General features: G+C 58.0%; 12 protein-coding genes. 7 read left to right on the top strand and 5 right to left on the bottom strand.

The genetic code is table 11. The annotated features are described in order from the left end of the window. Window positions 1–549: 549 nt before the first annotated feature. The 5 genes from BLM14_RS26925 to BLM14_RS26905 form a co-directional block, all read right to left on the bottom strand. Window positions 550–759: a cold-shock protein gene (locus tag BLM14_RS26925; protein ID WP_100003137.1), complete on the bottom strand. Its 210-nt coding sequence runs from the start codon at window positions 757–759 to the stop codon at window positions 550–552. Between the two features lie 269 nt (window positions 760–1,028). Next, window positions 1,029–1,904 carry a D-amino acid aminotransferase gene (locus BLM14_RS26920; RefSeq protein WP_237143712.1) on the bottom strand — a complete coding sequence of 292 codons (876 nt, stop codon included), beginning with the start codon at window positions 1,902–1,904 and terminating at the stop codon, window positions 1,029–1,031. Between the two features lie 366 nt (window positions 1,905–2,270). After that, window positions 2,271–3,143 (bottom strand): isocitrate lyase/phosphoenolpyruvate mutase family protein, encoded by an 873-nt coding sequence (locus tag BLM14_RS26915; protein WP_100003135.1) that lies wholly within the window; start codon window positions 3,141–3,143, stop codon window positions 2,271–2,273. Beyond that, complete coding sequence (locus tag BLM14_RS26910) at window positions 3,118–4,356, bottom strand: pyridoxal phosphate-dependent aminotransferase (protein WP_162293260.1); 1,239 nt, start codon at window positions 4,354–4,356, stop codon at window positions 3,118–3,120. The genes BLM14_RS26915 and BLM14_RS26910 overlap by 26 nt, the downstream gene beginning before the upstream one ends. 123 nt (window positions 4,357–4,479) lie before the next feature. Further along, the gene (locus BLM14_RS26905) at window positions 4,480–5,391 is read right to left on the bottom strand and encodes a LysR family transcriptional regulator (protein WP_100003133.1); all 912 of its coding nucleotides are present in this window, start codon (window positions 5,389–5,391) and stop codon (window positions 4,480–4,482) included. A 165-nt stretch (window positions 5,392–5,556) separates the two neighbouring features. On the opposite strand from BLM14_RS26905, the gene BLM14_RS26900 reads away from it, so the two are divergent. The 7 genes from BLM14_RS26900 to BLM14_RS26865 all read left to right on the top strand — a co-directional run bounded on the left by BLM14_RS26900 (window position 5,557) and on the right by BLM14_RS26865 (window position 13,535). Further along, a complete protein-coding gene (locus BLM14_RS26900; RefSeq protein ID WP_100003132.1) occupies window positions 5,557–6,729 on the top strand; it encodes an ABC transporter ATP-binding protein in 1,173 nt (390 codons plus the stop codon). Window positions 6,730–6,800: 71 nt separating this feature from the next. Continuing rightward, window positions 6,801–7,685, top strand: a complete 885-nt coding sequence (locus tag BLM14_RS26895) for a carbohydrate ABC transporter permease (RefSeq protein ID WP_100003416.1) — start codon at window positions 6,801–6,803, stop codon at window positions 7,683–7,685. Continuing rightward, the gene (locus BLM14_RS26890) at window positions 7,682–8,518 is read left to right on the top strand and encodes a carbohydrate ABC transporter permease (RefSeq protein WP_100003131.1); all 837 of its coding nucleotides are present in this window, start codon (window positions 7,682–7,684) and stop codon (window positions 8,516–8,518) included. The genes BLM14_RS26895 and BLM14_RS26890 overlap by 4 nt, the downstream gene beginning before the upstream one ends. Before the next feature lie 23 nt (window positions 8,519–8,541). Beyond that, window positions 8,542–9,828 carry an extracellular solute-binding protein gene (locus BLM14_RS26885; RefSeq protein ID WP_157929617.1) on the top strand — a complete coding sequence of 429 codons (1,287 nt, stop codon included), beginning with the start codon at window positions 8,542–8,544 and terminating at the stop codon, window positions 9,826–9,828. 130 nt (window positions 9,829–9,958) lie between these two features. Beyond that, window positions 9,959–11,107: an aminotransferase-like domain-containing protein gene (locus BLM14_RS26880; protein WP_100003129.1), complete on the top strand. Its 1,149-nt coding sequence runs from the start codon at window positions 9,959–9,961 to the stop codon at window positions 11,105–11,107. A gap of 81 nt (window positions 11,108–11,188) precedes the next feature. After that, window positions 11,189–12,103 (top strand): branched-chain amino acid transaminase, encoded by a 915-nt coding sequence (locus BLM14_RS26875; RefSeq protein ID WP_100003128.1) that lies wholly within the window; start codon window positions 11,189–11,191, stop codon window positions 12,101–12,103. Between the two features lie 499 nt (window positions 12,104–12,602). After that, window positions 12,603–13,535: a TauD/TfdA dioxygenase family protein gene (locus BLM14_RS26865; RefSeq protein ID WP_100003126.1), complete on the top strand. Its 933-nt coding sequence runs from the start codon at window positions 12,603–12,605 to the stop codon at window positions 13,533–13,535. Window positions 13,536–13,864: the final 329 nt, after the last annotated feature.

Genomic DNA, 13,864 nt, shown 5'->3' with positions numbered 1-13,864 from the left:
TTTGGATAGGGAGGATGAAAGGATCGTCGGCTTATTGCATGACGTTGCCAAGAAACGGCGTGGTCCCTTGATAAAATCGGCTCGAAGGGGTTTCCCCCTCATATCCAGTTCGCGACACTTGGCGATCAGAACGCCGGATTCGCCGCGACGAGCGCCGTCATAGCGGACCTATGGTCTCGACCGCTGTACTTGGCGCGGGCTCGACCACTTCAAGGCCTACGTCCGGTCCTCGGTCGTCGCCTACAATCTCACCCTCTTCTCTCGTCTCAGACCGGTTTGACGCCAGTCATCGAGTCGCCCTCACTGGGCATGCCAGCGAGCCACGCTCCCCCAATGCCCGCATCCCGCCAGAAAGCTCTTCGGCCGCAATCTGTGAGACGCGGCGCCGTCACGCCTGTCCATACAAATATCCGGTCTGCTGCCAAACAATCGCTGAAACTACACGCTCAAGTGCGGTGTGATTGATGGGAAAAAAGGGCCGGACATCAAACTCAGCCCTCTTGCTTTTCGAGGTCCCTCGCCGCCGGTCGCGCGAACGAGACGCGTCGTTTAGCCGGCGCTCAATTGATCGGCCGACATTTTGCCCGATTTCTTGTCCCGCACCATTTCGTAGTTGATTTTCTGACCGTCATTGAGACCACGCAGTCCCGCCCGCTCTACGGCCGAGATATGGACAAAAACATCAGTACCGCCATCATCCGGCTGAATGAAGCCAAAACCTTTGGTCGAATTAAACCATTTAACAGTGCCAGTAGCCATTTTATACCTTCGTGGTGCGTATGGGCGTGCGAGAGGATTGGCGACAACCCGGTTATAGTGCGGCTAGAGATTCATAGTCGCGACCGGAAATGTCAATCAGGAGAATTGCTTAGAGAAATAGGGCAATCTCCCTCCTTCGGTCTCATCATCGGTCTACAAAACGCTGGGGAAAATTTTCAGGCGTTGTTACGGACGCCTGCTCCGGCCACGGTGGCAATGGCATATGGATCGCCGACAGGGCATCAGACCCGCGGGAACAACTGGCGACGTTAGGGAGTACGCTCACAATCTCCAGTCAGAACATTGGTAGCAGTGTCGCCGCTACGCGCATAATCCCGATAGGCTTTTTGCAGCCTGAGCGTAACCGCACCAGGCTTCCTATCAGCGACTGGCTGTGTATCGATCTCGACAACCGGGATGACGAAAAAGGTAGCGCCTGTGAGGAAGACCTCAGACATCTGACGCAGAGCGGAAACCGTTATTGGTTCTTCCGTGACAGGCAGTCCTAGTTCCTCTGCCAGAGCAATGACACGCTTGCGTGTGATTCCTGGTAGAATTGTTGGCCCGAGTGGATGCGTCCAGACAACACCATCTCTATCCACTCCGAAAACGGTGGTAGATCCACCTTCCGTGACGATGCCGCCCTCGTGAAGTATTGCCTCGCCCGCCCCCACTGCATGCGCTCGGGATTTTGCGAGAACCTGTGCCAGGAGGGAGGTCGATTTTATGTCTCGACGCTTCCATCTAAGATCTTCAACCAGTGCGGCCGAAATGCCGGAATCGAGCCTCGGATCGGAATCGAGCGGCTTTGGCTGGACAATGCCAAGGATGGTCGGGGACAGGTCCTTGGTCGGCACAAAATCACGTTCCATCACGCCACGCGTGACTTGAATATAGACGGTCCCCGTCTCAATAGTATTCGCATCGATCAACCGGTGATGAATGGCTTGCCAATCGGCAAAATCAAGGTCCACTTTGATGTTGATGTGCTCAAGAGAGGAGCGCAGGCGAGAGAGATGCGCGTCGAAATCAACCATGCGCCGTCCGACAAAGGCTGTGACTTCATAGATCCCGTCGCCGAGATTATACCCACGATCAAAGATTGGTATCCTGGCTTCCTCTATTGGAAGATACCGACCGTCCAAATAAGCAATCCGAGCTGATGATATGCCGCTCATCGTCCACCTTTAAGAATTGGTCCGCCAACTGCGGATGCTACGTCATTGTGCTTGCCTGGATCGACAAGACCCGATGTCCCGTCGAGCATTCGGTTATGATCTAGATCCTCGTCGAATCGGGATTGATTAGGGTTGAGGCGACCGCGGATCCAATCGCCAAGCGTAGTAGTCGCCATTGTAGTGAAGAGACCCTAAAAAAACTTGCCGTCTCCGAAGCTCGTGCCAAACGGCGTAATCTGATCAAGGTAAGCAACCCAACATAAAGCCCGTCTTCCGGAGAAACCTACGTCGTCGATCGGAATTGGCGGCGGGCTTTAGCCGCATCGTCCCTACCTATCTCAGGAACCGCTTTTCGTCGGCCTTGACCTCGTCCATCTTCTGAAGCCGGAAGATCTCTTCGACGGGCACGATGTCCTTGTGCACGTTCTGCACGCCGCCATCGGCGATGATCCGCCGGAAAGCATCCTGCATCGCAGTCGTCGCGGCGCGGATACCATAATTGCCGTAGATCGTCATCTTGATGTTGCCGAGCGCGCGGATACGCGTGGCGTTGAGTTCCGGATAAGCGTTCGGAACAATGACGAGCGGGACGATGCCCTTCCAGGCGCGGGAAAAACTCTCGATCTCGGCCGGGTCCTTCTTTTTCGAGTGGATCAGAACCATGTCCGCGCCGGCCTCGGCATATGCCATGCCGCGCTTCAGCGCTTCCTCTTCGCCGAGGCCCGCAATCAGGGCTTCCGTGCGGGCAATGACGAGGAAATCCGGATCGCTGCGGGTGGAGACCGCAGCTTCGATCTTGCCCTGGAATTCCTCGATGCGCAGCAGTTCCTGGCGGCCATCGGCGGCCAGGCTGGTGACCTTCGGAAAGGTCTTGTCCTCGATCACGACGGCGGCCGTGCCCGCCTTTTCGTATTCGCGGATGGCATGGATCACGTTCAATGCGTTGCCGTAGCCCGTATCGATATCGGCGACGATCGGCAGCGAGGACTGACCGGCGATCGCCCGCAGCATATCGAGATGCTGGGTCATCGTGATCAGGCTCATATCGGCAAGTCCGTAGAGCGCCGAAAGTTCGAAGCCGGAAGCCCAGAGACCGTCGAAGCCGGCCTCTTCGGCGAGGATGGCGGACAGCGGGCTGTGGGCCGCCATGATGTGAACGAGGCCGCGTTCGGCCATGCGGTCACGCAGTTGCTTTGCTTTGCTCATAGATCTTCTCACTTTCGGAAAGGGCTTCGCACGCGGCAAGGATGCGGCCGCAGGCGTGCTGCAGCTCTTCGACCGACGCTGCATAGGAAATGCGGATATAGGGCGAGGCCATGAAGCCGCTGCCCGGCACCACGGCGACGCCGAAATGCTCCAGCAAGTACAGGGCAAAATCCGTATCGGTCTCGATCACCTTGCCCTGAGGGGTGGTGCTGCCAATCACGCCGGCGCAATTGACGAAGACATAGAAGGCGCCGTCCGGGGTGCGGCATTTGAGTCCTTGTGCCTCGTTGATCTTTTCGACCACGAGATCGCGGCGCTTGCGGAAGCTCGAGACGAAATCGTCGATGTAGTCCTGGTTGCCGCCGATCGCCTCGATCGCCGCATATTGCGAGATCGAGCTGGTGTGGGACGAGGTCTGACCCTGGATCGTGTTCATCGCCTTGATCAGATCCTTCGGCCCGGCGCCGTAGCCGAGGCGCCATCCGGTCATGGCGCTGGATTTGGAAACGCCGTTGACCGTCAGCGTCCGGTCGATCAGGTCAGGTGCTGCCTCGGCCATCGTGGCGAAACGCACGCCATAAACGAGCTTCTCGTAGATATCGTCGGCAAGCACGTGCACCTGACTGGGGCGGCGCAGAACGACGGCCAGCGCAGCAAGCTCGGCCTTGGAATAGACCGCACCGGTCGGATTGTTGGGCGAGTTCAGCATCAGCCACTTGGTGCGCGGCGTGATCGCCGCCTCCAGATCTTCCGCCTTCAGTTTGAAGCCGAAACGTTCGTGGCAGGCAACGAGAACCGGCTCGCCACCGGCAAGCCGCACCATGTCGGGATACGACACCCAGCAGGGTGTCGGGATGACGACCTCGTCGCCCGGATCGAGACTGGCGAAGAGCGCATTGAAGACCACTTGCTTGGCGCCGCAGCCGACGGTGATAGCGTCGATGTCGTAGTCGAGGCTGTTGTCGCGCAGGAGCTTCTGACGGATCGCCTCACGCAGCTGCTTGACGCCGGCGACAGGCGTGTAACGCGTCTTGCCCTCACGAATGGCAGCTATTCCAGCTCTTTGCACCACGTCGGGCGTATCAAAATCCGGTTCGCCCTGGCTAAGCGTAATGACATCGATTCCCTTTTCCTTCAGGGCAGCGGCGGCGGCGGTCATGGCCTTGGTTTGAGAGGGACGGACGGCTTGTAGTCTTTTGGCGATGAGTGACAATGCAACTCTCCTCGAAACACCGGGTTTGACCCAGAACTAGCTAAGGTAACCGCAACGCGCCAATTGCGGCATCGCACAAAGCGGGCATAACGATCGCATTTCCCGATGGAATCAGAAGCGCGACTATTTGGCTGGGACGTCTTCCTCCGTCATTTTGCGGCAAAGCCGGGTGAGCCAACGGCAGAAGGCGCGGGCGACATCCGGGTTGTCGCTGCGATCGATCGCATAGGCACGGTACTGCATGCCGCTTGGCGCGCGTGACCCGGCAAGCACTTCCAGAAGGCCCTGTCTGATCAGCTCCGCGACGACGATGTGCGGCGTCACCAACAGGCTTTGCCCGGTGGTGACCGCCGGCAGGGCGAGATAGTGATGATCGTAACGGGCGCCTGAGGTGATATCGGACGTCTTCAGGTCCATTCCGCGCAGCCAGGTCGGCAGGATGTCGGGCCGGGATGTCACTGCAATTACCGAGGTGCTCCGCAAGGCCTTGAGGCCGCGGCCGGCGACACAGTCCGGGGCACCGACGCAGACGAGTTGCTCGTCATGGACGTCCCAGCGGTCGGCTGGCTCGGTCAACATCAGGTCTCGGGTCAACAGCACGTCGAAGCTGTCGGTCGAAGCGGGTGCGGACAACGTGCTGATGACGTCGACCGTGACGCCGCCCATTTCTTTGGAGAATTCGCGCAAATTGGGGATCAGGACCGTATAGGCGAAGGTGGAAAGCGACGTCCGCACGACGAGACGATTGGCGTCCGTCCTGTCGCTGCGACGCATCCGCTTTGCGGTGAAGAGGATCGTATCGAGCGGCTCGGCCACGGCATCGGCGAATAGTCGTCCGAAGTCCGTCAACTGGCTCTGGCGGCCGCGCCGTTCGATCAGCTTTGCCCCGAAATACTCCTCCAGCACCGCAAGATGGCGGCTGACCGAGCTCTGGGTGATGCCAAGCGTCTTCGATGCCCGCGTGACGCTGTTGTCTCGTGCGACCTGTACAAACGCCCGCACCGCATTGAGTGAAAGATCCTTTTCCTCGGCCAAAATTCGTCTCCCATGAACCGGATGGATACTCATCCAGAATCGCTTAACTGGCATCGCAATATTCGATAATTGTCACAACCATGTAACAAAGCCAATCGATGGTCAGCCTCAATTGAACTCATCAAGGCGATGCTTTTGAACATTGCCGACTGAACGAGGTAACCGATGTCGGCGATAACCATCGAAAAAATAGAAAAGACATTCGGCGCCACCCCCGTGCTGCGCGATGTCTCGCTGAAGATAGCCGATGGTGAGTTCCTGACGCTGCTCGGCCCGTCGGGCTGCGGGAAGTCGACGCTGCTGCGCATCCTCGCAGGCCTCGAGGTGCAGACCGGCGGTTCGATTTCGATTGGCGATCGTGTCGTCGACGGCGTACGTCCGAAGCGGCGCGACGTGGCGATGGTGTTCCAGTCCTATGCGCTCTATCCGCATATGACAGTCGCTCAGAACATGGCCCTGCCCTTGCGTATGCGGCGGCTGTCGGCCTGGCAGAGGTTGTCGATGGTCGGCGGGTTGCTACCGGGCACCAAGCCGGTATCTGCAGAGATTGAGCTGGATGTGATGCGGACCGCGAAAGCGCTTGGTATCGGTCATCTGCTTGCCCGCAAGCCCGGTCAGCTGTCAGGCGGCCAGCGCCAGCGTGTCGCCGTCGGCCGTGCCATGGTGCGCGAGCCGGCGGTCTTCCTGATGGATGAGCCGCTCTCCAATCTCGACGCCAAGCTCAGAGTGCAGATGCGCGCCGAGATCAAGGAATTGCATAATCGACTCGGTGTCACCTTCGTCTATGTCACCCATGACCAGTCCGAGGCCATGACCATGTCGGACCGGGTGGCGGTGATGCTCGACGGCGAGTTGCTGCAGGTCGCCCCCCCGCAGGAGATTTATGACGATCCCGACGACCGGCGCGTCGCCGAGTTTATCGGCTCACCCAAGATCAACATGTTGGACGCAAGGCTGCGCGAAGACGGACTGGCCGATACGGCCGGCACGAGCTTTTCCATTGCCGGCAATATCGGACCGGGTACAGCCCTGACCCTGGGTGTCCGCCCCGAAGCGTTCCATCTCGTCGATGCCGGTGGCCCGAATGTCCTGACCGGCGCGGTGCGCCTGGTCGAGCACATGGGGTCTGACCTCTTCGTCCATCTTAACGTTCCGGGAACCGATCATCCGGTCATTGCCCGGCTCCTCGCCGAACGCGCACCGCAGATCGTCTCGGGCCAGACCCTGCATCTTGGCGTCAAGCCGGAGCGCCTGTTGCTCTTTTCCGCCGACGGACGCCGCCTGCGCCCGAATGATGATGCGGGCGCGACCGTGCTGCGGATCAAGGAGCACGTGTAATGAGCAGCGTCGCTTCCACCGCAATCAAACCTGCCGGCCCTTCGGCAGACCGGCCCGGCACCCGCAAGGCGCTGCGCAATCCCAGGCTCGCCGAAACACTCGCGGCCTGGTCATTGGCCGGACCGGCACTCGTCCTGCTTGTCGCCCTGTTCTTCCTGCCAGTCTTTGCCGTCTTTGGCATTGCCCTCACCGACTGGCAGTTCGGCGCGAGCTCGCTCTCCTTCGTCGGGTTCGGTAACTTCAAAGAGGTCTTCGCCGACGAGGGCTTCCGCGCTTCGCTGGTCAACACCATCCTCTATGTCGTGATCGTCGTCCCCGGCACGATCATCCTCGGCCTTTTGATTGCACTCTCGATCGAAAGCGGCAAGTCTTGCCGAGCCTTCTACCGCGCCATCCATTTCCTGCCCTTCATGGCGACGCTGACCGCCATGGCGATCGCCTGGGAGGCGCTGCTGCATCCAACCATCGGTCTCGTCAACCAGACATTGGCCAGCTTGGGTCTGCCGACGGCCAACTGGTTGCGCGACGAACAGACCGTGCTTCCAACGCTCGCCATCATCGGCATCTGGCAAAACCTCGGCTATGCCATGGTGTTGTTCCTCGCCGGGCTGAAATCGATCCCGCAGGACCTCTATGACGCTGCCGACATTGACGGCGCTGACCTTTGGCTCGATCGGCTGCGCACCGTCACCCTGCCGATGCTCGGGCCGGTCTCCATGTTTGTCTTCATCGTCGTGGCGCTCAGGGCCTTCGAGACCTTCGATACCGTGCAGGTTCTGACGCAAGGCGGGCCCGGCCATGCTTCGGAGATGCTGCTCTACACCCTCTACCGCGAAAGCTTCGAGTACCTGCGCACCGGCTATGGCGCCTCCGTCGCTGTCGTCTTCCTCTTCATCGTCGTTGCGCTGACCCTCATCCAGGCCCGCGTCATGGACGACAGGGTTCACTACCAATGAGCACCCACCGCCTCGCGCCGCCCTCGGCCATTCTTCGCCATGCCGCCCTGCTGACTACCGGAGCGCTGATCCTCATTCCCTTTGTGTGGATGATCTCGCTGTCGATCAAGCCGCCGGGCGAGATCTTCCGGGCCTCCTTCAGCTTTTGGCCGGAACAGTTCTACGGCATCGAGAACTACACCAAGGCTCTGACCGAGGCACCGTTGCCGCAATACATGTTCAATGGCATCTTTGTTTGCTCGATGATCGTCGTGCTGCAGATCGTCATCTGCGCGCCGGCGGCCTATGCGCTGGCCAAGCTCGACTTTCACGGCAAGAACCTGCTGTTCGGCATGGTGCTGATCGCGCTGATCCTGCCGCACGAGGTGCTGTCCCTGCCGCTGTTCATCCTCGGCTACCAGATCGGCATCCTCAACACCTATGCAGCGCTGATCTTCCCCTACATTGTCTCGCCCTTTGGCATCTTCCTGTTCCGGCAGTTCTTCAAGACGATCCCCGACGACGTCATCCATGCTGCCCGTCTCGATGGCCTGTCCGAGCTGTCGATCGTCTGGAAAATCATGGTGCCGATGGCGCTTCCGGCGATTATCGCCTTTGGCATCTTTTCGGTCGTCGGCCACTGGAACAGCCTGTTCTGGCCGCTGATCGCGGTGCGCGACCAAGCCCTCATGCCGCCGCCGCTCGGCATCATGGCCTTCAAGAACGAAGAAGCCGGAAACGACTACGGCCCGCTCATGGCCGCATCCACCATCGTCGTCCTCCCACTCATCATCGCATTCCTCTCCGCACAAAAATGGTTCGTCGAAGGCCTCACAGGCGGTGCAGTGAAATGATCCCCAAAGATAGGACAGCTACAATGAAACTAACCCGCCGAATTTTCGCCAAAGCCCTCGCTGCTGGCCTTATCACAGTTCCAGCGTTCTCGCTTCTCTGCTCGACCGAAGCATTGGCTGAGACAATTACACTGAAGATTTCTCATTCGTGGCCAAATCGTACCGAGTTTCTCCAGCGAATGCAGGCCGCCTTCAACGGTTCACACAAGGATGTACAGATCGAGTACGTTTCGGGAGGAGACAACTGGCAACCGCTCTTTCAGTCGACACTCCGGGACTCGCTCGTTGGTCAGCTTCCCGACGTGACCCACCAGTTGATCAACTATACTGGGCTTTATTCAGAGAAGGGCATCGTCCAGCCGATTGATACCATACCCGGAGGTCAGGATTTCATTGCGTCATCGGGTGTTTCTCGCGCCCTTGTTGAGGCTGCGACGGCGAACGATCATGTCTATGCCGTGCCCTACGGCCTGACCGTTCCCGCTGTCTTCTACAACATGAGCCTGCTCAAAAAGGCGGGTTGGGACCAGGATCATGTGCCCCAAAGCTGGGAAGAGATCATCGATGCAGCAGCGAAGGTCTCGGCGCTCGGCGGCAATATCAGCGGCGGCTACTTCGAGTTCGAAGCATCTAACAACTGGATGTATCAGAACGTGTTGTCCGGCCTTGGTGGCTCGATGCAGGGGGAGAACGGAACCGTCGGCTTCGATAGTGAGCTCGGTGTCGAGGCTATGAGCATCATTGGCAATTTCGCGAAAGCAGCCAATACCGTGGCGATGACGCGGGATCAGGCACGTCAGGCTTTCAATGCAGGAACAGTTGGAATTCTTCTCCGGTCCGCCAGCGGCATTCCGTCCATCATGAAAGCCGCGCAAGCGAATAACTTCAAACTTGAAGTAGGACCTTTCCCCGTTACTGCCGGCAAAGGCAAGCTCTCTGCTGTCTCACACGGCATGTTCATTCTCACCGACGACCCCGCCCGCCAGAAAGCCGCCCTTCAATACATCGAATGGGCTTATGGACCTGAGGCACAGGCGTTGGAAGCCGAATATGCAGGGTACCTCCCGGCAAATTCCAAAGCGCTCAACGAAAGCGAGCTGTTTGCGGACTATCTCAAATCCAATCCCTACGTCCGCAGTCTGACCGCATCACTGTCGGATGCCGGTGACTGGTACACTTATCAGGTCGACAACACTGACCAGATCTTTGACGCTCAGATCGAAATCGTTCGTCGCGTGGTCACCGGTAAGACCGACCCTGCCGCAGCCGTCGCAGAGATGTCGGCCGAAACAGAGAAGCTCCTGAAATAAACATGATGGGGACCGATTGGTCATCCTTTCGGCCCCACTTCCCCGCTGGCTGCGAGGTCTCTGATCCAGCCTTTCCTGCGCGGGCGCGATCCCCAAAGAGCCAACCAAAATTAGAGAACGCGAGGCCATCATGAACGCTCCGACACCAACCGCTCAAATCGAAACACAGAAAACGGACGGCTCATCACTGCCTCCTGTTCCGATGACGGGCAACCTCCCGCCGCGTGTTCCTGAAGTCTTCGACCATGAATATCGCGCGGCGATGCGGAGCCTCCTAGAAGCAAGGGAGCCGATGGACTGGATTGGCGTCCACCAGTTTCTGGGGTTTCCGGAAGATCGTGCAGCGGGCGCCCAGTTCGTGACGCGGCGCCTTTCTGCGGCTCCCGATCCGGAGCGAGTGGTTCTGTCCCACTCGACGCAAGCAATTTTAACTGTTCTTTGCGGTTCTCTCGTAGGAGCAAATGGCGTTCTGGCGGTCGAGGAACTGACCTACCCCACCATGGCAAAATTCGCCAAGCAAATGGGCTTTAATCTGGTTGGCGTCAAACTGGATGATCAAGGGATCATACCAGACGCGTTCGAAAAAGTGTGCAAGGAGCACAAGCCGCGGGCGCTCTATACTCTGCCTACGTTGCAAAATCCGACAACCGCCATGATGGGGTTAGAGCGCCGCAAGGAGATCGTCGAGATCGCGCGAAAACATGGTGTTGCGATCTTCGAAGACGACATCTATTCGCTACTGCCGGAGGGCGTGCCGTCACCGCTCGCCGATTTGGCGCCCGACATCACCTATTATATGCTCGGCACGGCCAAATCGATCGGCGCGGGCCTCAAGGCGGCCTATCTGGTAACGCCGACGACCACTGAACCGGCCCGGTTGTTCTGGCCCGGGAGCGGCATGACCTATTGGATGATCGCGCCTGCCAATGCGGGTGTTGCGACGGAACTCGTTCACAACGGCGGTGCCGACCGGATCATTGCAGCTGTCCGCGAAGAAACCCGCGCACGGCAAAACATGGTTGCGGAAACGCTGAAAGCCACCAGTTACCGGACTGCACCCGAATGCTTGCACGTCTGGATGGAAGCCCCATCGAATAGGGATCTCCAGGGGTTCGGCGAAGATTGCAAACGCCGCGGTGCGGACGTGGGCCCTGCGAGCAGTTTCCTCCTCGCAGGCGGCTCGGCGCCGCATCGAATTAGATTTGGCACAGGTAAAGCAAGAGAACGCTCCGACCTTCAGCGTGGTCTGGACGCGATTGCGGCGGCCTATTTCTCCTGAACACGACGTCAAAGTCGAGGTTCGTCACCCAGTACTCCGACCTCGGCTTTCCCCTCAATCAAATAAACAATGAGAGCGGACATGGCAGCCCCAGAATTTGTCTATCACAATGGAAAGATCGTTCCGTGGAGCGATGCAACACTACACGCGTTCTCGCTAGCCGGAAAATACGGAATCGGAGTCTTCGAAGGCCTCCGGGGCTACTGGAATGACGAGGATGAGCAGCTCTACCTGTTCAGGCTTGCAGAGCATTTCAAACGTTACGCCTTCTCTCAGAAGGCGATGCGGTTCGATCCTGGCCCGAGCGAGGAGGAACTGACACAGGCGATCTTTGACCTATGCAAGGCCAACAACATCCGGTGCTCAGCGCACTTGCGCGTTTCGGCCTTCCTTACGAATGAAGGCGATATGGTCGCCACCGGGCCGGTCGGCACGACCATCACAGCCATCCCGCGCCCATCGGCAAGCCAGGTGAAGAAAGGCGCCTCCGCACAGATAAGCTCGTGGATCAGAATGCCCGACAATGTGATGCCGGCAAGGATCAAATGTAACGCCAACTACCATAACTCCCGGCTGGCTTCGATCCAGGCGAAGCAGGATGGCTACGATCTGCCAATTCTTCTGAACTCGCGTGGCAAGGTTTCGGAAGGGCCGACGACATGCATCTTCCTCGTCAAGGATGGCCGGCTCATCACCCCAGATGTGGCCAGCGATATCCTTGAGTCGATTACCCGCCAAACCGTCATCGAAATTGCCAAGGAGTATTTGGACCTCACCACGGTGGAGCGGGATGTCGATCGAAGCGAGTTGATCGCTGCCGATGAGGTCTTCCACTGCGGCACAGGCGCTGAGATTGCGCCGATCACGACCATCGATCGCCTTCCCGTTGGCGATGGTCAGCCTGGCTCTCTGACCACGAAATTGCAGGAAATCTATTTCTCGCTCGTCACCGGGAAAGACCGGAACCACCCCGAGTGGAGGACACCGGTCTATTGACAGACTAACAGCGAGCCACCGGATCACTCTTGCGCAGGGCCCAGTTCCTGGCAGTTCCGCGAGAGTTTCAACCATAACATGAGGGAGTTTCATATGTGGACATCAAGACGTAAGTTCCTTGCAGTACCAGTCGCCGCGGCGATCTTGTCGCTGTAGGTTCACATCGCATCGGCCGACGAGGTTGGAAAGATCAGGGTAACAGCTGCATCCTCCGATCTTAACGCTATGTGGGTGGAACTGGCCGAGGAGTTCGAGAGGACCCATCCCGGAATTAAGGTCGAACTCGACAATTCCAATCGGAGCTACGACGACCTCGTTCAGGCTCACTTCGCGAACGGCGGTTTGGAGAGCCATCGACCCTGACCGCATCGTCGTGATGGGAAGCCTCATGCCGCCCTGCTGATCACAGGCGCGCTAACTTACGGCGCTGTGTCGCGACATCCCACTATAGTGTGGGCGCGGCACCGCACAAACCCGCTTGAAAACCCAGGAGAAACAAATGAGCACATTAGAAAATGATGTTATTACTATTGCCCCGGCGTCGCCTTTCTTAGGTGCTGACGTAACGGGCATTTCGGTAGCGCATTTGGTGAAGTCACCAGATGTCGCTACAGTGCAATCGTTGAGACAAGCCTTGGATCAATTCCTTGTGCTACGCTTCCGCCAGCCATCCCTCACTGATGACGAGATAGTAGGTTTCGCCACCCTTTTCGGAAAAATCCTGTCGGATCGTAAAAACACCGGAGAGATGGATTCAGTCCAGCCGAGTGGTCGAGCAGAACTTAAAGTTTTGTCCAACGCGACGGCTTCCGATGGTCGCCCTGTTGGCGATAAAGGTGCCGCGGCGCAAATTTGGCACACCGATGGATCTCACCGCGAAAGACCGAACGCATATTCTGTCTTGTACGCGCGCAACGCGCCAGACAATCCCCCACGTACGGGCTTTATGAACACCTACACCCTCTACGAAAGTTTGCCCTCAGATTTGAAAAAAGAGATTTCAACACTTCGAGCTGTGTTCAGCGTCCATAATCGATCGCAAGATTTTAATACATTCATGACTGGTGCATCGGTAGACGATGCAAAGCGAGCCGATGGTCCAAGACACCCCCTCGTTCGTTTGCATCCGTCCACAAATCGACCTTTCCTTTATCTGCCGAGGCGCCGTGACGCTTTGATTGAAGGTTATTCTTCCGAGAAAAGTAGGAACTTATTGGAGCGCTTATGGGCGGCTGTGTTTTCTTTATCGGACCAGTGGCACGCCGCTTTGGAAGCCAATGACTTTGTAATTTTCGACAACAGAGCCGTTCTTCATAATCGCGAAGGTTGGGAGTCTACCCAAGAACGCACAGTGTTTCACCTCGCTTTGGAAGGAGAAACTCCGATCCCCGCATTTGCACTGAGGACTGTGGAGCAATCCAAGACTGCTTAGCATCGCGTGCTAGTGGGCTACGACTACTTCACCCGCACGGACTATGGCGGCCTCGTTCGTCATAGCCTCACGTCTCATGCATCCCGTGTTGAGTCGGATCCAGGCCTGTGGGGATTATCGCCCTGGCCCGGAATAGCAGCGCAGGGATAGGCAAAGTCGTCGAAAATGGAGAAGTCAGTGGGTAGTTCTATCAGAAAAGTTGCGTTGGCATGTGTTGCCGCCGCTTGCCGCGCAGCCTGGCTGGGCGTAGCGCAAGCAGAAGAAGGTTAGGAAGCTAAGGGTTAGGGCAGCGTCCTCTGATCTCAACAACAAACCGCCGAAGCTATTCG

The organism is Phyllobacterium zundukense, from assembly GCF_002764115.1.
GTDB classification, from domain to species: Bacteria; Pseudomonadota; Alphaproteobacteria; order Rhizobiales; family Rhizobiaceae; genus Phyllobacterium; species Phyllobacterium zundukense.
This window is presented reverse-complemented; position numbering and strand designations above follow the sequence as displayed.